Annotated in this window: 20 protein-coding genes; 13 read left to right on the top strand and 7 right to left on the bottom strand. The window is 30.5% G+C overall.

What is annotated here, in order from left to right; all coding sequences use genetic code 11:
• The 11 genes from H518_RS0107165 to H518_RS0107115 form a co-directional block, all read left to right on the top strand.
• Positions 1-313 (top strand): IS3 family transposase (locus H518_RS0107165; protein ID WP_028888422.1); only part of this gene is annotated, 313 nt, incomplete at its 5' end.
• A gap of 233 nt (positions 314-546) precedes the next feature.
• Positions 547-1002: a 50S ribosomal protein L13 gene (rplM, locus tag H518_RS0107160; RefSeq protein WP_028888421.1), complete on the top strand. Its 456-nt coding sequence runs from the start codon at positions 547-549 to the stop codon at positions 1000-1002.
• Positions 1002-1388 (top strand): 30S ribosomal protein S9, encoded by a 387-nt coding sequence (rpsI, locus tag H518_RS0107155; protein ID WP_028888420.1) that lies wholly within the window; start codon positions 1002-1004, stop codon positions 1386-1388. Before rplM ends, rpsI begins: the two co-directional genes overlap by 1 nt.
• A 154-nt stretch (positions 1389-1542) precedes the next feature.
• On the top strand, positions 1543-2301 hold the full coding sequence (gene rpsB / locus H518_RS0107150) for a 30S ribosomal protein S2 (RefSeq protein WP_028888419.1): 759 nt from the start codon (positions 1543-1545) through the stop codon (positions 2299-2301).
• 77 nt (positions 2302-2378) lie between these two features.
• Positions 2379-3347, top strand: a complete 969-nt coding sequence (gene tsf, locus H518_RS0107145) for a translation elongation factor Ts (protein ID WP_043706675.1) — start codon at positions 2379-2381, stop codon at positions 3345-3347.
• Positions 3348-3457: 110 nt separating this feature from the next.
• Positions 3458-4168: a UMP kinase gene (pyrH, locus tag H518_RS0107140; protein WP_028888417.1), complete on the top strand. Its 711-nt coding sequence runs from the start codon at positions 3458-3460 to the stop codon at positions 4166-4168.
• Between the two features lie 47 nt (positions 4169-4215).
• On the top strand, positions 4216-4770 hold the full coding sequence (frr, locus tag H518_RS0107135) for a ribosome recycling factor (protein WP_028888416.1): 555 nt from the start codon (positions 4216-4218) through the stop codon (positions 4768-4770).
• A gap of 98 nt (positions 4771-4868) precedes the next feature.
• Positions 4869-7232, top strand: coding sequence for an efflux RND transporter permease subunit (locus H518_RS0107130; RefSeq protein ID WP_028888415.1), 2364 nt, complete (start codon positions 4869-4871; stop codon positions 7230-7232).
• Positions 7233-7309: 77 nt separating this feature from the next.
• The gene (gene asnS / locus H518_RS0107125; RefSeq protein ID WP_028888414.1) at positions 7310-8743 is read left to right on the top strand and encodes an asparagine--tRNA ligase; all 1434 of its coding nucleotides are present in this window, start codon (positions 7310-7312) and stop codon (positions 8741-8743) included.
• An 84-nt stretch (positions 8744-8827) separates the two neighbouring features.
• A complete protein-coding gene (gene rpoN / locus H518_RS0107120) occupies positions 8828-10288 on the top strand; it encodes an RNA polymerase factor sigma-54 (RefSeq protein WP_028888413.1) in 1461 nt (486 codons plus the stop codon).
• On the top strand, positions 10288-10887 hold the full coding sequence (locus tag H518_RS0107115; protein WP_028888412.1) for a hypothetical protein: 600 nt from the start codon (positions 10288-10290) through the stop codon (positions 10885-10887). The genes rpoN and H518_RS0107115 overlap by 1 nt, the downstream gene beginning before the upstream one ends.
• On the opposite strand, the gene H518_RS0107110 is transcribed toward H518_RS0107115, so the two are convergent.
• From H518_RS0107110 to H518_RS0107085, 6 genes are all read right to left on the bottom strand, one after another.
• On the bottom strand, positions 10882-11550 hold the full coding sequence (locus tag H518_RS0107110) for a porin family protein (protein WP_028888411.1): 669 nt from the start codon (positions 11548-11550) through the stop codon (positions 10882-10884). The two genes, H518_RS0107115 and H518_RS0107110, sit on opposite strands and share 6 nt — an antisense overlap.
• Before the next feature lie 93 nt (positions 11551-11643).
• Positions 11644-12114, bottom strand: coding sequence for an ExbD/TolR family protein (locus tag H518_RS0107105; RefSeq protein ID WP_028888410.1), 471 nt, complete (start codon positions 12112-12114; stop codon positions 11644-11646).
• 18 nt (positions 12115-12132) lie between these two features.
• On the bottom strand, positions 12133-12759 hold the full coding sequence (locus tag H518_RS0107100) for an ExbD/TolR family protein (protein WP_028888409.1): 627 nt from the start codon (positions 12757-12759) through the stop codon (positions 12133-12135).
• A gap of 6 nt (positions 12760-12765) precedes the next feature.
• On the bottom strand, positions 12766-13203 hold the full coding sequence (locus H518_RS0107095; RefSeq protein WP_043706673.1) for a hypothetical protein: 438 nt from the start codon (positions 13201-13203) through the stop codon (positions 12766-12768).
• An 8-nt stretch (positions 13204-13211) separates the two neighbouring features.
• Positions 13212-13931: a MotA/TolQ/ExbB proton channel family protein gene (locus tag H518_RS0107090; RefSeq protein ID WP_028888407.1), complete on the bottom strand. Its 720-nt coding sequence runs from the start codon at positions 13929-13931 to the stop codon at positions 13212-13214.
• 241 nt (positions 13932-14172) lie between these two features.
• Positions 14173-15204, bottom strand: a complete 1032-nt coding sequence (locus H518_RS0107085; protein WP_028888406.1) for an asparaginase — start codon at positions 15202-15204, stop codon at positions 14173-14175.
• Between the two features lie 96 nt (positions 15205-15300).
• Between H518_RS0107085 and H518_RS0107080 the strand changes: the two genes are divergently transcribed.
• The gene (locus tag H518_RS0107080; protein WP_028888405.1) at positions 15301-15999 is read left to right on the top strand and encodes a zinc metallopeptidase; all 699 of its coding nucleotides are present in this window, start codon (positions 15301-15303) and stop codon (positions 15997-15999) included.
• A 338-nt stretch (positions 16000-16337) separates the two neighbouring features.
• Positions 16338-16616 carry a hypothetical protein gene (locus H518_RS0107075; RefSeq protein WP_028888404.1) on the top strand — a complete coding sequence of 93 codons (279 nt, stop codon included), beginning with the start codon at positions 16338-16340 and terminating at the stop codon, positions 16614-16616.
• A 77-nt stretch (positions 16617-16693) separates the two neighbouring features.
• Here the strand turns inward: H518_RS0107075 and lepA are convergent, their stop codons facing one another.
• A complete protein-coding gene (gene lepA, locus H518_RS0107070; protein WP_028888403.1) occupies positions 16694-18490 on the bottom strand; it encodes a translation elongation factor 4 in 1797 nt (598 codons plus the stop codon).
• Positions 18491-18509 lie beyond the last annotated feature (19 nt).

The raw sequence follows: 18509 nt of genomic DNA, 5'->3' as shown, positions 1-18509 counted from the left end.
TGATAATACGAACTTAATATTACACACTGATCAAGGTTGGCAATATCAAATGAAACAGTATCAATATTTATTAAAAGAAAAAGGAATTAAACAAAGTATGTCAAGAAAAGGAAATTGTTTAGATAATGCAATTATTGAAAATTTCTTTGGAATACTAAAATCAGAATTATTCTATTTGAAAAAATACAAGTCAATTGAACAGTTAAAAAAAGAAATTAGTGAGTATATAATCTATTATAATAACGAAAGAATAAAATCTAATTTAAACAAAATGAGTCCGATAAAATATCGAACTCATCATTATCAAAATTAATTATAAATTTGTCTAAACTTTTGGGTGCACTCTAATTTGCGGTTTTTTTGTTTAATACTAATTAAATAAGAGAAACACGCAGCCTACCTCCTTTTGAGTTATTTAAAATTAGAAATTAAAAACAACAAATTAAACTAACTAGCTATTTGTTAACCAAATAATTAATCGTACATTTGCAAACCTTTTTAAAGGATAAAATTATATATTAATAAACAAAAACTAATCGTGTAATTATGAACACATTAAGTTACAAAACAGTATCAGCAAACAAAAACACTGTTAACAAAGAGTGGGTTTTAGTTGATGCGGACGGGCAAACGTTGGGTCGTCTAGCTTCTAAAATAGCAATGCTAATTAGAGGTAAGTACAAACCAAATTATACTCCTCACGTAGATTGTGGAGATAACGTGGTTGTTATCAACGCAGAAAAAATTGTTTTAACTGGAAAGAAATGGACTGATAAGTCTTACATCCGTCACACAGGATACCCAGGAGGACAAAGATCATTAACTGCTACAGAAATGTTCGAAAAAGATCCTACAAGATTAATCGAAAAAGCAGTAAAAGGAATGTTACCTAAAAACAAATTAGGTAGTGCATTATACAAAAACTTGTATGCTTATGCAGGTACTGAGCACCAACAAACTGCTCAAAACCCTAAAGCTATTAACCTTAACGATCTTAAATAATGGAAACTGTACACAAAATAGGTAGAAGAAAAACAGCAGTTGCTCGTATTTATCTTTCAGAAGGTAAAGGAAACATTACTGTAAATAAAAAAGAGTATAAAAACTACTTTACAACAGGTACTTTACAATACAAAATCCAACAACCTTTAATGTTAACTGAGAACTTAGAGTCTTATGACATTAAAGTGAATGTATATGGTGGAGGTATTACAGGTCAAGCTGAAGCAATTCGTTTAGCAATTACTAGAGCATTAGTAGCTATTAACGAAGAGCACAGAGCAGTGTTAAAACCAGAAGGTTTATTAACTCGTGATCCTAGAATGGTTGAACGTAAGAAATTCGGTCAGAAGAAAGCACGTAAGAAATTCCAGTTCTCTAAGCGTTAATAGTATCATTGCTTTGCAAAAAGCTTTGTTTATTTATTTTCAAAAGAGACTGTTATTATATATTTATTAATTAACAGTTTAGTATCTAAATATTTCAGACTTATTATAACTACTGAAATATTGTGAAAACAGAACGTAAACACATTTTATTAAAATGGCAAACATTCAAGAATTATTAGAAAGTGGAGTGCACTTTGGTCACTTAACTAGAAAATGGAACCCAAACATGGCTCCATACATTTATACAGAACGTAATGGTGTTCACATCATTGACTTGTATAAGACATCTGCTAAAATTGATGAAGCTGCAACAGCTTTACAAAAAATAGCAAACTCTGGACGTAAAATCTTATTCGTTGCGACTAAGAAGCAAGCAAAAGATATCGTTGCTGAAAGAGCTAAGAACATAAACATGCCTTTCATTACTGAGCGTTGGCCAGGTGGTATGTTAACAAACTTTGTTACTATTCGTAAAGCTGTTAAGAAAATGGCTACTATTGATAGAATGAAGTTAGATGGTTCTTTTGATGCTTTATCAAAAAGAGAGAAATTACAAATTAACCGTCAGAGAGCTAAATTAGAAAAGAATTTAGGTTCTATTTCTGATATGACTCGTTTACCTGCCGCTATATTTGTAATTGATGTAAAGAAAGAACATATTGCAGTTGCTGAAGCTCAAAAATTAAACATTCCAATTTTTGCTTTAGTTGATACAAACTCTGATCCAAGACCAGTTGATTTTGTAATTCCTGCAAACGATGATGCTTCTAAATCTATCGACAAAGTTTTATCTTATGTAACTGATGCTATCGCTGAAGGTTTATCAGACAGAAAAGCTGAGAAAGAAAAAGCTAAACCTGCTCCTAAAGCTGAAGCTAAAACTGAAGCTCCTGCTAAAGAAGAAGCAAAATAAATTATTTTAAAGGCTTCAAATTAATTTGAAGCCTTTATTTTTATAAAAATATATTTACAACTTAAATAACAATAGAAATGTCAGTAAAAATTAGCGCTGCAGACGTAAAGAAATTAAGAGAAAGTACCGGAGCTGGTATGATGGATTGTAAAAATGCATTAGTAGAAGCTGAAGGAAACTTTGATAAAGCTGTTGAAGTTTTACGTAAAAAAGGACAAAAAATCGCTGCTAAAAGAGCAGATAGAGAGTCTACTGAAGGTGTAGCTATTACTAAAATTAGTGATGACAACACTTATGGTGTAGCTATTGTATTAGCATGTGAAACAGATTTCGTATCTAAAAACGATTCTTTTAAAGATTTAGCTTCGCAATTTGTTGATATCGCTTTTACTGTAAACACTAAAGAAGAATTTTTAGCTGCTGATTTCGGAGGAGTTACTGTTGCTGAAAAATTAATTGAGCAAACAGGTGTTATCGGTGAAAAAATCGATATTACTTCTTTTGAAAAATTAGAAGCGCCATATGTTGGTTCTTATACACACGTTGGTAAAATTGCTGCTATGGTTGGCTTAACTACCTCTGTAGATAACGCTGCAACTTTAACTAAAGACTTAGCAATGCAAGCTGCATCAATGGGAGCAATTTCTTTATCTTATAAAGGTTTTGAAGCTTCTTATGTAGAGTCTGAAACTGAAGCAAGAATTGCTGCTATCGTAAAAGACAATGAAGAATTAGTTCGTTTAGGTAAAACTTTAAAGAACGTTCCTCAATATGTATCTAGATTACAATTAACTGATGATGCTTTAGCTAAAGCTGAAGAAGCTGCGAAAGAGCAATTAAAATCAGAAGGTAAACCAGAGAAAATTTGGGATAAAATCTTACCAGGAAAGATGGAAAGATTTATTTCTGACAATACAACTTTAGATCAAGAACAATGTTTATTAGATCAAAAGTTTATTAAAGACGAAAAGAAAACTGTTGAAGAATATGTTTCTTCTTTTGGTAACGTAGAAGTTAAAAACTTCGTAAGAGTTACTTTAGGATAATTCTCAATTAATTTTATAGTAAAAACCACCCTAAAAAGGGTGGTTTTTTATTTTATAAAAAATTCAAACTCAAAAAAAATACGTAGTTTTGCATAACTTTCAATAAAACTATGCAATACAAGAGAATCCTTTTAAAATTAAGTGGCGAATCATTAATGGGCGACCGTCAATACGGTATTGATCCTAAGAGACTTAAAGAATATGCACAAGAAATTAAACAAGTGCTAGAAAAAAATATTGAAATTGCTATAGTTATAGGCGGCGGGAATATTTTTAGAGGTGTAGCAGGTGCTAGTCAAGGTATGGATCGCGTACAAGGTGATCATATGGGAATGTTAGCAACATGTATTAACGGTTTAGCTTTACAAAGTGCTTTAGAAGATGAAGGAATTCATACTCGACTACAAACTGCGATAGAGATTAAAGAAATAGCAGAACCTTATATTAAACGTCGTGCAAATCGTCATTTAGAAAAAGGACGTGTTGTAATATTTGGAGGAGGTACAGGAAATCCTTATTTTACTACTGATACAGCTGCGGTATTAAGAGCTATTGAAGTTAATGCTGATGCTATTTTAAAAGGAACTAGAGTAGACGGTATTTATAATGCAGATCCTGAAAAGGATAAAAATGCGGTAAAATATAACAACGTTACTTTTAAAGAAGTAATGGAAAAAGGATTAAAGGTAATGGATATGACTGCCTTTACTTTAAGTGAAGAAAATGATCTACCAATTATTGTTTTTGATATGAATAAAAAAGGAAATTTACTAAAATTAGTTTCTGGAGAACAAATTGGAACAATAGTTGACAACAAATAAATTGAAATAATCTCTTCTATTTTTAGAGGTTTATAAATACAAGTAAGATGAACGAAGAAATTGATTTTATTTTAGATTCTGCCAAAGAGGCAATGAATAATGCTATAGAACACTTAGTAAAAGAATTACGTACAATTAGAGCAGGTAAAGCATCTCCATCAATGTTAGCCAATGTACAGGTTAATTATTACGGAGCAGCAACCCCTTTAAGTCAAATAGCAAACGTAAGTACATCTGATGCAAGAACAATTACTATTCAACCTTGGGAAAAAAACATGTTACAAGAGGTTGAAAAAGCAATTATGGTTGCTAATTTAGGTTTTAACCCTATGAATAATGGTGATATTATTATTATTAATGTACCAGCATTAACGGAAGAAAGACGTAAAGAATTAGCTAAACAAGCTAAAGCAGAAGCTGAACACGCTAAAGTAGGAATTCGTAATGCTCGTAAAGATGCTAATAACGACATTAAAAAAACTGACATTTCTGATGATTTAAAGAAAGGAGCAGAAGAAAGTGTTCAAAAACTTACTGATAGTTATACAAAAGAAATTGACGAAAAGTTTTCTGTAAAGGAAAAAGAAATAATGACTGTTTAGTCCTTTTTAAAAACATAAAAAGAAAGAGTGCTTTTTAAGACACTCTTTTTTTTTATTTAGATTGCATCATTTACCATAACATTGTTAAAAATTATTGAATGACTTTTTGGACTAAAATCGCAGGGTTTATATTACGTAACAGATATCTTGTATTATTAGCTGTAGCTATTATAACAGGGCTTTTAGTTACTCAAATGAAGTATATGCGCTTCTCATACACAGAAGCAAACTTACTCCCTAAAGATCATGAAGCAAACATTCAATACGATAAATTTTTAGAAATTTTTGGTGAAGAAGGTAATTTAGTTATACTAGGTGTAAAAGATTCAACTGTTTTTACGCCTGCTAAATTTAACGCATGGAATAAACTTGTTAAAGATTTAGATAGTGTGAAACAAGTTGACTTCACTGTTTCAATCGCTGATGTTAAACAATTAAAAGCAGATAGAGTAAAAAGGAAATTTATTTTAGAACCTTTATTTAACAAAGCACCTACTACAAATGAGGAGGTTAATAAAATTAAAAAGCAATTATTTGAAAATCTTCCTTTTTACGATAATTTATTATATAACGGTCAAGGTACTTTACAAACAGCTATTTATATAAACAAAGATATTGTAAACACACCTGCACGTCGTAACTTTATTGCTGATATATTAATACCTACTGTTGAAAGTTTTGAAAAGAAACACAATATAGATGTTAGGATGTCGGGGATGCCTTACATACGAACAATAAATTCACAGAATATTATTGATGAGATGCAACTTTTTGTATTGGGTGCATTAGGAATTACCGCTTTAATATTCTTTTTCTTTTTCCGCTCTTTCAGAGCTACCTTTATTACACTATTAGTTGTTGGTATCGGTGTAATTTGGGCTTTTGGTTTTATTGGTTTATTTAGATATGAAATCACTGTTTTATCTGCCTTAATACCTCCATTAATTATTGTAATTGGTGTACCAAACGCAGTATTTCTTATAAATAAATATCAACAAGAAATAAAAAAACATGGTAATCAGGCAAAGTCCTTACAACGTGTAATTTCTAAAATTGGTAATGCTACTTTAATGACTAATATTACAACAGCATCTGGTTTTGCAACCTTTGTTTTTGTAAAAAGTCAATTATTAAGAGAATTCGGAATATTAGCTTCAGTAAACATTATAAGCATTTTTATTCTTGCTCTATTAATTGTTCCAATTATATATAGTTTCATGCCACGTCCTGAAAAAAAACACTTAGGTCACTTAGAAAAAAAGTGGATGGGTAATGTAGTTTCTTGGATGGAACGAATGGTAAAACAACGAAGAATTACTATATATATTACAACAGTTGTTGTTATTATATTAAGCATGATCGGCTTATTTCAAATTCGCGTTTCTGGTAGTTTAATTGAAGACATGCCTAAAGGAATGCAATTTTATAAGGATATTAAATTCTTTGAGACAGAATTTGGTGGAATTATGCCTTTAGAAATTTTAATTGACACAAAAAGAGATAAAGGTGTCATGAGACTTTCTACGTTAAAGAAAATGGAAAAGTTGAATGAAACTATTGAAAGTTTTCCTGAGCTATCTAAACCTATTTCGGTTACCAACTTAGTTAAATATTCAAAACAAGCATACTATAAAGGTAATCCGAAATATTACCAGCTACCAACTAGCCAAGAAAAAGCTCATATTTTTGCTTTTACTAAGAATTCTGATAGCAATTCTGGTATGTTAAAAAACTTTGTAGACAGTACTGGTCGTTATGCACGTATCACAACTTTTATGAAAGATATTGGTACCGATAAGATGGATATTATTCAAGAACGTCTAGATGCAGTTATAAAAAAACAATTTCCTGAAGAAAAATTCACAGTTTCTATGACAGGGAAAGCATTAGTTTTCTTAAAAGGAACTAATTACCTTATTAAAAACCTAGTTATTTCTTTATCACTTGCCATTTTATTAATCTCAATTTTTATGGCATGGATGTTCCGTTCGTATAAAATGATTTTTATCTCGTTAATACCAAACATGCTTCCGCTATTAATTACTGCTGGATTAATGGGTTTCTTTGGAATTCCAATAAAACCATCTACTATCTTAGTATTTAGTATCGCTTTTGGTATATCTGTAGATGACACCATTCATTTTTTAGCCAAGTACAGACAAGAACTCCTAGCTAACAATTGGAAAGTAAAACCTGCTGTATATTCTGCATTACAAGAAACAGGGGTAAGTATGTTTTATACTTCAATAGTATTATTTTTTGGTTTTTTAGTTTTTACGCTTTCAAGTTTTGGTGGAACAATTGCACTAGGTGGACTAGTATCCGTAACATTATTACTTGCCATGGTATCTAATTTATTATTATTACCTTCTCTCCTACTTTCTTTTGAAAAAAAAATAGCGAATGAAAAGGTTTTAAAAGAAACTAATTTTAAAATACTACCTCCAAAAGAAGATAACTAAAAGTTTATTCGCATTTTAAATATCTAGATTGCTCAATTCTTAGTAATAAAGTATATTTGCTTCTCAATTTTTAAAAGATGAAAAGAAGTAGCGTTAAAGAATTATTACATTCTGATAAATTTTTACAAGAAGTACATGTAAAAGGATGGGTTAGAACCTTTAGAAGCAATCGTTTTATTGCTCTAAATGATGGTTCTACCATTAATAATATTCAATGTGTTGTCGACTTCGAAAATACGGATGAAGAACTTTTAAAAAGAATTACAACAAGTGCTGCTGTAAGTATTACAGGTACGTTAGTTGAAAGCGAAGGTAAAGGACAAACTGTTGAAGTTAAAGTTACAAAACTAGAGATATTAGGAGATTCAAATCCTGACGAATACCCTATTCAACCAAAAAAGCACAGCTTAGAATTTTTACGTGAAAATGCACATTTACGCATTAGAACAAATACATTTAGTGCTGTAATGAGAGTTCGTTCTGCATTATCATTTGCTGTTCATAAGTATTTTCAAGAAAACGGATTTAACTATGTGAATACTCCAATTATTACTGGATCAGATGCTGAAGGTGCTGGAGAAATGTTTCATGTAACTAATTTTGAAGCTAACAAAGCTCCATTGAACGAAGAAGGAAACATTGATTATTCTCAAGATTTCTTTGGTAAAGAAACAAATTTAACTGTTTCTGGTCAATTAGAAGCTGAAACCTATGCAATGGCTTTAGGAAAAGTATATACTTTTGGTCCTACTTTTAGAGCTGAAAATTCTAATACAACACGTCACTTAGCAGAGTTTTGGATGATTGAACCTGAAGTAGCATTTAATGATTTAGATGCTAACATGGATTTATCTGAAGACTTTATTAAATCTGTTTTAGGTTATGTATTGGAAAACTGCAAAGACGATTTAACCTTTTTAGAAAATCGTTTAACTCAAGAAGAAAAAACAAAACCTCAAGCAGAACGTAGCGAAATGAGTTTAATTGATAAATTAAACTTTGTTGTAAATAATAACTTTAAAAGAGTTAGTTATACTGAAGCTTTTGATATTTTACGCAACTGTAAGCCAAATAAGAAAAAGAAATTTCAATTTCCTATTTATGAATGGGGTGTTGATTTACAATCAGAACACGAACGTTATTTAGTTGAAAAACACTTTAAGTGTCCAGTAATCTTATTTGATTACCCAGCAACAATTAAGGCATTTTATATGCGTTTAAATGATGATGGAAAAACTGTTAGGGCTATGGATGTTTTATTCCCTGGTATTGGAGAAATGGTTGGTGGATCTCAAAGGGAAGAGCGTTTAGATGTTTTAAAATCTAAAATGGCTGAATTAAATATTGACGAAGAAGAATTATGGTGGTACTTAGACACTCGTAAATTTGGTACAGCGGTGCATTCAGGTTTCGGTTTAGGTTTTGAACGTTTGGTTTTATTTACAACAGGAATGGGTAATATTCGTGATGTAATTCCTTTTCCAAGAACACCACAGAACGCAGAGTTTTAAAAAAAAAATAAAACTTACATATAACAATCGTCATTCCTCACAGAATGACGATTTCTTTTTATCCTATTTCATATATTTGTAAATATGCTAAAACAAAGTTTACATTATAAGTTACTTCAAAAATTATCTCCTCAGCAAATTCAGTTGATGAAGTTAATTCAATTACCTACGCAAGCTTTTGAAGAACGTTTGAAACAAGAGATTGAAGAGAATCCTGCTTTAGACACAGGTAAAGAAGAGCCTGAAAACTTTGAAGATACGCTAACAAATGCTGATGACTATGATGATGGTAGCGATAAAATTGACACTGATGATATAAATATTGATGAGTATTTAAGTGATGATGAATACCCTAGTTATAAAACACAGGCGAATAATTATTCGGCTGATGATGAAGATAAACAAATTCCATACGCTTCAGGTACAACCTTTCATCAATCTTTAAAAAACCAATTAAATACTTTTAGAATTAACGAAGAAGAACGTTCTATTGCAGAATTTCTAGTCGGGAGTATTGATGATAGTGGATATATTCGTAGAGCTATTATTGATTTAGTTGATGATTTAGCTTTTACCCAAAATGTTTTTACAACTGAAGAAAAAGTAAGAAGTGTTTTAATTAACGTTGTTCAAAGATTAGACCCTATAGGTATTGGTGCACAAGATTTAAAAGAATGCTTAATTATTCAATTAAAATCAAAATCTGAAAAACAAACTAGAGTATTAGCTATTGATATTCTTGAGAATGCATTCGATCATTTTGTTAAGAAACATTATAAGAAACTTCTTGAAAAATTCAATATAAACGAAGATCAATTAAAAGAAATTATAGCTGAAATTAGTAAGTTAAACCCTAAACCAGGGAGTTCTTACGCTGGTAATAATAAAATAGCAGAACAAATTGTTCCTGACTTTTCAATACTAATTGTTGATGGTGTTTTAGAACTTACGCTAAACTCTCGTAATGCACCAGAGCTGCATGTTTCTCGTGAATATAACAACATGTTAAAAGGTTATAGTGATTCTAAAAAGAAAAGCAAAACTCAAAAAGATGCCGTAATGTTCATTAAGCAAAAACTTGATGCTGCTAAATGGTTTATTGATGCAATCAAACAACGTCAACAAACACTATTAGTTACAATGAACGCAATTATGCATCGTCAAGAAGCATATTTTTTAACTGGTGATGAGCGCAAGTTAAAGCCGATGATTTTAAAAGATATTGCTGATGAGATACAAATGGATGTATCTACTGTTTCTAGGGTTGCTAATAGTAAATATGTATCTACACCATATGGTACAAAATTAATTAAAGTATTTTTCTCTGAATCAATGAAAAATGATCAAGGAGAAGATGTTTCTACCCGAGAAATAAAGAAAATATTAGAAACAGTTATTCAAGAAGAAGAAAAGCGAAAACCTCTTACAGATGAAAAACTATCTAAAATATTAAAAGAAAAAGGATACCCTATTGCAAGAAGAACAGTTGCAAAGTATCGTGAACAATTAGATATACCTGTAGCTAGATTAAGAAAAGAAATATAATGCGCTGGCAAAAATTTATATCTACCCTTTTACACCCAATTGTAATACCTACTATTGGCATAATTCTTTACTTTATTTTAACCCCTATTAATTTAAGTCGTCATCAACAATATACAATATTGGCTGTAGTTTTTATAACCACCTACATTATTCCAATATTTCTCTTAATTTTATTAAAAAATATTGGATCTATAAAATCATATCAGGTACATGGTATTAAAGAACGTAAAATTCCAATGTTTTTCATGATGACTTTGTTTTATATGTTAGGTAAGTTTTTTCTAGAAACTAATGCTATTAAAGATCTTAGTTATTTGTTTTTTGGTGTTGTATTTGGCTTAGGCTTAGTTTATATACTTTTTATGACAAAAACTAAAGCTAGCTTACATTTATTATCTATGGGAGCGGCCACTGGTTATTTTTTAATTTTTCAGCAAATACATAACGTATACACTTTACCAATAGTTATAGCCTTTTTATTGCTTTCTGGTCTCCTAGCAAGCTCAAGACTTCATTTAAAAGCACATAGTGCTAAAGAAGTTTATATTGGGTTTTTCATTGGCTTATTTAGTCCCTTTTTAGCTTTATATATATTATAATAAATAAAAGCTTAGTCCAAATCTTATAATATTTGAATTAATACTATACCCATTTAAAGAAGTATTCTTTAATAAGGGAGAGAGCCCATAATATACATGAAAATTGAATGTTCCATATCCTGCTGAAAGGATTAAACCTGTTTGAAATTTATTAAATTCTTTTAAATTTGAAAAGCTGAAGTTTACTCCAGAATCATTATAACTGAAACTATTATTAAAATTATAACTTAATTTAATTCCTGTATAGAATCTCCAAAAAGAATAACTATTAACAGTTGAAGATCTCCACCTAAACTCAATAGGAACTTCAATATTATGAATTTTTAATTTATTTGCTGTAATTGTGTTATCTATTTGAAAAACATTAGGAGCTCCTTCTACTACTTTTAAACTATGATTAAAAGAATCAAAACCATAACCAATACCAATACCAATCGCTTTTCGACCATTTTTAACAAGAGGAATATCTTTTATATAACCCCCTGAAAAACCATAAGAAAAACCACTCTTTCCTATTCCTTTTGGTTGATTTTTTAAAATATTATAAGAAATATTTATATACAATTGATCTTCCCAGTACTTGTCTCCTAAGTTTAAGGAATCCTTTTGAGCATAGCTGTATACAGAGATAAAAACTAAAAATAAAGTTATTATGTTTTTCATATTAATTAACTAACGTTAAAAGAAGTTTATATTGTATAAAAAAAGAGCAATCAAATGATTGCTCTTTTTTATTTATTTGTTTTTAAAAAGTAATTACTTTTTAATATCACTTGCTTTGTGAGTAGACAAACTTAACTTAAGAGCATTTACGTCTCTTAATTTCTCACGAATATCAGCTAAAGTACCAACACTCGATTCTTTATCTGCCTTAATAGAAGTTGTCATGAAAGGAACATCAGACTCTGCTAATTTATCTCTTTCTAAGAAAATAAAAGAAGGTACATCATCTGGTGTAGCAATCTTATCATTTAACTGAATTCTATTATAACTTGTACCATATTTAGCATCTTTTGCTTTACCTACGTAAATTGTACTTACTAAACTTTTACGTTCAAGTTTTTTTACTTCACTTGCACTAGGTAAACGAGGAGCCTCTATTGCTAAATCACTTTCTCTCATTACCGTTGTAACCATGAAGAAAAACAATAACATAAAAACAATATCAGGTAGTGAAGATGTATTCACTGCTGGCATCTCTTTTTTCTTCTTATTAAATTTAGACATACTTAAATTGTTTTAATACTATTGAACATTCGTTGGTTCAGAATCAGATATAATTTGAGGATAACTACTCTTAATATCTTCAACTTTTTTCCTTAACGCTTTATCTTTTCTTGCACCTGCTTTAAAAGCCTTGTCTAATTCAGTAAAACTAATACCATATTTATCTTGGCATAATTTATTACGCAACTCAGCATATGCTTTTAACAATTCGTTTTGAACTGCTACATATGTACCAAACTCAGTACCTCTATCACTTTCAACTGCAATAATTGCTTTGTTAGGGTGATCTGATGAGCTAGGGTCTTTGGCACCTTTACAATAGTTACAAGCTGCTCCTACATCTTTTCCTGGCATAGGGTTACCTTTACCTCCACCATTGTCTATAAACTTTATAGCAGCATCTTTTAAATCTTTTAACTCCATACCTTCATTCTCAACGAATAATTGGTTATTTCTGTTAATACTTATCTGAAAGATGTTTTTCTCTTTTACAATAGGAGGTATAGCATCTGTTCTTTCAGCTAACTTTTTAGGGATACCTGAATCAACATCCATTGTAGTTGTTACAAGGAAAAAGATAAGTAGCAAGAATGCAATATCTGCCATCGAACCTGCATTAATTTCTGGGTTTTCTCTTCTTGCCATAATAACTTACGATTTAACTATTCCTTTTAATAAATCTACTACGAAGAAAGCTCCTGCAATAGCACCTAAAACTATGGTAAACCTAATTCCAGATCCTACCCATTTAGAAATACTTCCTGCAGCTACTAACTGACCTCCGTCTGCTCCTAACACTTCACTATCTGAAGCCATAAAATAAGACACTACAAAAACAACACCTAAGGCTACTATACCTAGTAAAGTTTTCTTTAATGCGGCTGGGTTTTTAAACATGCTTAATAATGAAATTACCACAGCTACAATTACAATTACAATTAGCAAATAATATGAATAACTTACTAAAGGAGAAACAGCATCAGATAGCGCTTGCGTATCTTCGGCATCTATTCTTACAACGTTTACGAATAGCGCGATACCAATTAATGATATTGCTGCTACAAGTAATGTTAATATTTTATTATTCATACGATTGATTATTTTTTATACTTAGCTAATAAGTCGATTAAAGAAATTGAAGCATTTTCCATGTTATTTACAATACTATCAATTTTAGAAACGATATAATTATAAAAAATCTGTAATATAATTGCTGCAACAAGACCAAATACAGTTGTTAAAAGTGCAATTTTAATACCACCTGCTACTACTGCTGGAGAAATATCATTTGCTACTGCAATTTTATCAAAAGCCTCAATCATACCAATTACAGTTCCCATGAACCCTAACATCGGTGCTAAAGCAATAAATAAAGATAACCAAGAAACATTTTTCTCTAATAATCCCATTTGTACTCCACCATAACCTACTACAGCTTTTTCAGCAGCCTCTAAACCTTCGTCTGCTCTTTCTAATCCTTGATAAAAGATAGAAGCAACAGGCCCTTTTGTATTTCTACAAACTTCTTTAGCAGCTTCTACACCACCTGAACTTAAAGCCTCATCTACACTAGCTACTAATTTCTTAGTATTAGTTGTTGCCATGTTTAAATAAATAATTCTTTCAATTGCAATTGCTAAACCTAAAATTAAAGCTACCAATACGATTCCCATAAACTGAGGGTCCCCTTCAATAAAACGTTGTTTTAACTCTTGGTGAAAAGTTTTCTCAATTACAGCATCTTGTGCAAATGTTGACTGAATAGCTCCTAAAAACATAAATCCTGCAACAGTTAGGAAATTTACTACTTTTTTCATTTTGTTATAATTAATTTTAAATAGTTAACGGGTTAAAAATACAAATTTTACTACAAAAAACTTAATTTTTTATAAATAAGTCATTCTTTGCTTGTAGTTAATGCACTTTTTATTTTCAGAGTGCCAAGTAACAAAAAAATGTTGGGACATTAAAAAAAACGATGATATTTATAACATTTTTTTCATTTTATATACAATTTCAAGTAGTTATAGTCGTTAAAATTGTCTTAAAGAAATCAATTTAATTGATTTCTCCTCTTAATGATGTTTCAAAATACTGCTTAAATTCTTCTCTAGAGAACTTTTCTCCCAATAAATACATCATTTTTGCTATAGCTGTTTCTGTTGTAATATTTTTTCCATCAACAATTCCGATACGTTTTAAATCAGAGCTTGTTTCATAGTGTCCGAGTATAACACTCCCTCCTGCACACTGAGTTACATTAACGATATAAATACCTTTCCCTATAGCTTGTTCTAACAACTCTATAAACCATTTTTCTGTAGGTGCATTTCCAGAGCCATAAGTTTCTAGTATTATACCTTTTAAATTAGGTATATTTATAAAACTAGCTACAACAGAAGCTGTTATCCCTGGAAAAAGCTTTAAAACAGCAACATTATTATCTAATTTTTTTCTAAAAACAAGTTTATTTTCTTCTTTAACTGGTTTAAATAAAATTGGATAATTAAAATTTAAATGAACACCACTTTCAGCTAAAGGTGGGTAATTCATTGACGCAAAAGCTTCAAATTGTTCTGCGTTTATCTTTGTTGTTCGATTCGCTCTATATAATTTATACTCAAAATACAGTCCAACTTCTTGAATTACTGGCTTTCCGTTTTCATAAGTTGACGCAACCTGTATCGAGGTTATTAAATTCTCTTTAGCATCTGTTCGCAAATCACCTATTGGTAATTGAGACCCTGTGAAAATTACAGGTTTCTGTAGGTTTTCAAACATAAAGCTAATTGCAGATGAAGTATAAGACATCGTATCTGAACCTGTAAGAACCACAAAACCATCAAATTTATCGTAATTGTCAGAAATAATTTCAGCAATATCAATATAATAATTAACATTCATATTTGATGAATCTATTGGCTCGTCAAATGAAATTGTAGAAATATCACAATGTAATTGTTGCAATTCAGGAATTTTACTAGATATCTGACTAAAATCAAAAGCTTTTAATGCTCCTGTTTTGTAATCCTTAACCATACCAATGGTTCCTCCTGTATATACTATTAAAATTTTAGGTTTATTTGACATTATGACACTTTTATTATAAGTAATTTAATTATGGAATAATTTATGTTGTAAATTTATCGTACAAAAATGACACAAAATTTTAAAACTAAATAAATTATGATAGGTTTTTATATTCTAATTGGTATTATTTCTTTAATAAGTTGGGTAGTTAGTAATACGCTTAAAAGAAAATTCAAGAAATATTCGCAAGTTCACTTACGAAACGGCATGAATGGTGCTGAAATAGCTCAAAAGATGCTAGATGATCACGGCATTTATGATGTAAAAGTTATTTCTACTCCAGGAATGTTAACCGACCATTACAACCCACAAAATAAAACTGTTAATTTAAGTGAAGGTGTTTACAATCAAAGAAATGCTTCAGCAGCTGCTGTTGCTGCTCATGAAGTTGGGCACGCTGTACAACATGCTAAAGCTTATAAATGGTTAACTATGCGATCTAAATTAGTTCCTATTGTTAATATTTCTTCTCGTTTTTCTCAATGGATGGTTATCGGAGGTATTATTTTAGGTGCTGGAGCTGGACAACCAGGAATTGGACAAATGGTTGCCATTGGTGGTTTAGCTTTTATGGGAATGGGTACTTTATTTAGCTTTATTACCTTACCTGTTGAATATGATGCTAGTAATAGAGCCTTAGCTTGGTTAGAAAATAAACACATTGTAACGCGTGAAGAACTTGCAGGATCTAAAGATGCTTTAAAATGGGCTGCAAGAACATATCTAGTTGCTGCATTAGGTTCTTTAGCAATGCTTTTATATTGGGCACTACAAGTTTTAGGTGGTAGAGATTAATGTCAAAAGAGATTTAAAAACTCATTTTTTCATAGTTTAATAACATTTAAAACACTTTTAATTATAGTAAGTTAAAACAATCCAACATGTATTAAAACAAGATTTACTTGAAATATTTATTACAAAAACAGCTTTGCAAAGGCAGAAACTTATGTTTATGTCCAATATATTGCCCTTTTTTAGCACACTAATTTAATTTCTTTAAATTTAAGAAGTAAAAGGTAAAAGTCAATCAGCACTCCTTTTACTACTATAAAATTAATAAACGGGCCTTATAATAAGTATATTAATTTATTTTTATTAGATTTACAGCTTAAACTTTTAAATTTTATTAAACTATGAAAAAAATTATTTTATCAATTGCTATGTTAGCTACTGTTGCTTTCATTTCTTGTTCTGATGACAAACAAGTAGAAGAATCTCCTTGTAAATCTTGTGAAATGAGTGTACTCAACATTAAAACAACTACTGAATACTGTGATAATGGAAATGGTACTTACACTATAAAAGTAAGTTTAGGAGGTGTATCTAACAGTGAAACACTAGATTTCGCAGAAGGACAAACAATAGACTCTATTACTGCAGCTCAAGAATCAGCTGGAGCGACATGTAAATAAGTTTACTTATTCGCAATAATAATCAAAAAAGCATCAGAATTATTCTGATGCTTTTTAATTTTATATCTTTTTTAAGATTAATCATTCAACTTTAAAACAGCCATAAATGCTTCTTGTGGAATTTCTACATTACCAACTTGACGCATTCTTTTCTTACCTTTTTTCTGCTTCTCTAATAACTTACGTTTTCTAGAAATATCACCTCCATAACATTTTGCTGTTACATCTTTACGTAATGCTTTTGTTGTTTCTCTTGCAATAATTTTTGCTCCAATTGCAGCCTGAATAGGAATATCAAACTGTTGTCTTGGTATTAGTTCCTTTAATTTTTCTACAATTTTTTTACCTATCGTATAAGCATTGTCTGCATGTAATAATGCTGAAAGTGCATCAACAGTATCACCATTTAGTAAAATATCTACACGAACTAGTTTAGATGTTCGCATTCCTATTGGAGAATAATCAAAAGATGCATACCCTTTTGAAACTGTTTTTAATCTATCATAAAAATCAAATACGATTTCTGCTAAAGGCATATCAAAAATTAATTCAACTCTTTCAGTTGTTAAATATGTTTGATTTACTATTTCTCCTCTTTTCTCAATACAAAGTGACATAACTTGTCCTACAAAATCAGATTTCGTAATTATTGATGCTTTAATAAAAGGCTCCTCTACTTTCTCTAATCTTGATGGATCTGGTAAATCTGTTGGATTATTTAGTAATACGATTTCCTCAGGATTTTTCTTCGTATATGCGTGATAAGAAACGTTAGGAACTGTGGTAATCACAGTCATATTAAATTCACGTTCTAAACGCTCTTGAATAATTTCCATGTGTAACATCCCTAAGAATCCACATCGAAAACCAAAACCTAATGCTGCTGAACTTTCTGGCTGAAACACCAAAGAAGCATCATTTAATTGTAATTTTTCCATCGAATTACGAAGTTCTTCGTAATCTTCAGTATCTACAGGGTAAATACCCGCAAAAACCATTGGTTTTACATCTTCAAAACCATCAATATGAGTTTCTGTAGGGTTTTCAAAATCAGTAATCGTATCACCTACTTTCACCTCTTTTGCTACTTTAATACCTGTTATTAAATAACCTACATCACCTGTTTTTACTTCTTGCTTTACTTCTTGCTCTAACTTTAAAGTACCAACTTCATCCGCTTTATACTCGGTATCGGTTGACATAAACTTAATACGCTGATTCTTTTTAATAGAACCATCTATTACTCTAAAGTAAGTTTCAATTCCTCTATAAGAATTGTAAACTGAATCAAAAATTAACGCCTTTAATGGTGCATCTGGGTTACCTTGCGGTGGTGGAACTTTAGCAATAATTGCAGCTAAAATATTATCAACACCAAAACCTGTTTTTCCACTTGCATGAATTACATCCTCTGGCTCACAACCTAATAAGTCAACAATATCATCAGTTACTTCTTCAGGGTTTGCTGATGGTAAATCTACTTTATTTAATACAGGAATAATTTCCAAGTCATTATCTAAAGCTAAATATAAATTAGAAATTGTTTGCGCCTGAATACTTTGCGCAGCATCAACAATTAGCAATGCTCCTTCACAGGCTGCAATAGAACGAGAAACTTCGTAAGAAAAATCTACGTGACCAGGTGTATCAATTAAATTTAAAATATAATCTTCACCTTCATAAGTATAATCCATTTGAATAGCGTGTGACTTAATGGTAATACCACGTTCACGCTCTAAATCCATACTATCTAACAACTGTGATTTTTTTTCTCTCTCAGTTACAGCTCCAGTATAATCTAATAACCTATCGGCAAGTGTACTTTTACCGTGATCAATATGTGCAATAATGCAAAAATTTCTAATTTTCTTCATTCGTCGTATTTCTAACCTC

It is taken from the genome of Tenacibaculum ovolyticum DSM 18103, assembly GCF_000430545.1.
Taxonomy (GTDB): domain Bacteria; phylum Bacteroidota; class Bacteroidia; order Flavobacteriales; family Flavobacteriaceae; genus Polaribacter; species Polaribacter ovolyticus.
The sequence above is the reverse complement of the archived record's forward strand: the minus strand, read 5'-3'. Positions and strand labels throughout refer to the sequence as shown.

What these genes read in the sequence shown, in the direction of transcription:
- rplM (WP_028888421.1), top strand. Translation starts at nt 547, where the DNA reads ATGAACACATTAAGTTACAAAACAGTATCAGCAAACAAAAACACTGTT.
- rpsI (WP_028888420.1), top strand. Translation starts at nt 1,002, where the DNA reads ATGGAAACTGTACACAAAATAGGTAGAAGAAAAACAGCAGTTGCTCGT.
- rpsB (WP_028888419.1), top strand. Translation starts at nt 1,543, where the DNA reads ATGGCAAACATTCAAGAATTATTAGAAAGTGGAGTGCACTTTGGTCAC.
- tsf (WP_043706675.1), top strand. Translation starts at nt 2,379, where the DNA reads ATGTCAGTAAAAATTAGCGCTGCAGACGTAAAGAAATTAAGAGAAAGT.
- pyrH (WP_028888417.1), top strand. Translation starts at nt 3,458, where the DNA reads ATGCAATACAAGAGAATCCTTTTAAAATTAAGTGGCGAATCATTAATG.
- frr (WP_028888416.1), top strand. Translation starts at nt 4,216, where the DNA reads ATGAACGAAGAAATTGATTTTATTTTAGATTCTGCCAAAGAGGCAATG.
- H518_RS0107130 (WP_028888415.1), top strand. Translation starts at nt 4,869, where the DNA reads ATGACTTTTTGGACTAAAATCGCAGGGTTTATATTACGTAACAGATAT.
- asnS (WP_028888414.1), top strand. Translation starts at nt 7,310, where the DNA reads ATGAAAAGAAGTAGCGTTAAAGAATTATTACATTCTGATAAATTTTTA.
- rpoN (WP_028888413.1), top strand. Translation starts at nt 8,828, where the DNA reads ATGCTAAAACAAAGTTTACATTATAAGTTACTTCAAAAATTATCTCCT.
- H518_RS0107115 (WP_028888412.1), top strand. Translation starts at nt 10,288, where the DNA reads ATGCGCTGGCAAAAATTTATATCTACCCTTTTACACCCAATTGTAATA.
- H518_RS0107110 (WP_028888411.1), bottom strand. Translation starts at nt 11,550, where the DNA reads ATGAAAAACATAATAACTTTATTTTTAGTTTTTATCTCTGTATACAGC.
- H518_RS0107105 (WP_028888410.1), bottom strand. Translation starts at nt 12,114, where the DNA reads ATGTCTAAATTTAATAAGAAGAAAAAAGAGATGCCAGCAGTGAATACA.
- H518_RS0107100 (WP_028888409.1), bottom strand. Translation starts at nt 12,759, where the DNA reads ATGGCAAGAAGAGAAAACCCAGAAATTAATGCAGGTTCGATGGCAGAT.
- H518_RS0107095 (WP_043706673.1), bottom strand. Translation starts at nt 13,203, where the DNA reads ATGAATAATAAAATATTAACATTACTTGTAGCAGCAATATCATTAATT.
- H518_RS0107090 (WP_028888407.1), bottom strand. Translation starts at nt 13,931, where the DNA reads ATGAAAAAAGTAGTAAATTTCCTAACTGTTGCAGGATTTATGTTTTTA.
- H518_RS0107085 (WP_028888406.1), bottom strand. Translation starts at nt 15,204, where the DNA reads ATGTCAAATAAACCTAAAATTTTAATAGTATATACAGGAGGAACCATT.
- H518_RS0107080 (WP_028888405.1), top strand. Translation starts at nt 15,301, where the DNA reads ATGATAGGTTTTTATATTCTAATTGGTATTATTTCTTTAATAAGTTGG.
- H518_RS0107075 (WP_028888404.1), top strand. Translation starts at nt 16,338, where the DNA reads ATGAAAAAAATTATTTTATCAATTGCTATGTTAGCTACTGTTGCTTTC.
- lepA (WP_028888403.1), bottom strand. Translation starts at nt 18,490, where the DNA reads ATGAAGAAAATTAGAAATTTTTGCATTATTGCACATATTGATCACGGT.